The organism is Acinetobacter sp. AB03, assembly GCF_058107045.1.
In genome coordinates this window covers 1-783 of record NZ_JBUEBA010000072.1, presented here as the reverse complement: position 1 = coordinate 783, position 783 = coordinate 1, and the positions used below count along the sequence as shown (strand labels likewise).

General features: G+C 36.4%; 1 protein-coding gene. It reads left to right on the top strand.

The window, feature by feature from the left end; translation table 11 throughout:
- The first annotated feature begins 58 nt into the window (after positions 1-58).
- Positions 59-760 carry an IS1 family transposase gene (locus tag ACY3FQ_RS18420; protein ID WP_004282341.1) on the top strand — a complete coding sequence of 234 codons (702 nt, stop codon included), beginning with the start codon at positions 59-61 and terminating at the stop codon, positions 758-760.
- The last annotated feature ends 23 nt before the right edge of the window (positions 761-783 follow it).

Below are 783 nucleotides of genomic sequence, written 5' to 3'. Positions count from 1 at the left end.
GTGGTGTTTCAAAAAGTATGCTGAAAAAAAGCAGGTTGGATTTTGATAAAATAGAGAAATGCGAATAACTCTAGAAATCAAGTGTCCAGCCTGCCTAAGTGACAGTATAAAGAAAAATGGCACAAAAGTAGATGGTAAGCAAAATTACCAATGTAAAATATGCAGACGTCAATTTATTGGTGATCATGCTCTCAGTTATCAAGGCTGTCACTCAGGTATCAAAACCAAAATATTACACCTCATGGTGCGAGGCAGTGGTGTCAGGGATATAGCAGAAATTGAAAGAGTAAGTATCGGTAAAGTTCTACGGACACTTAGCCAATCAAAATATCAACTTCGAGCACAGCAAAGTCATTATGAAACCCTTGAAGTAGATGAGTTTTGGACTTTTGTTGGTCATAAGCAAAATAAACAATGGCTAATTTATGCCTATCATCGAGAAACAGGTGAAATTGTTGCTTATGTATGGGGTAACCGAGATTTAGCCACTGCAAAACGACTTAAATTAAAATTGAAGCAGTTAGGTGTAAGCTATACATGTATATCAAGTGACCATTGGGATAGCTTTGTTACGACCTTTAAAGAATGCAAACAGTTGATTGGTAAATTTTTCACTGTGGGTATAGAAGGCAATAATTGTCGATTACGGCATCGAATCAGGCGAGGCTTTAGGAGAAGCTGCAACTTCTCCAAAAAGCTTGAAAATCATTTCAAAGCCTTTGATTTAGTGTTCTTTTATATCAATAATGGATTCGTTTAATGCCAGCATACTTTTTGAAACAC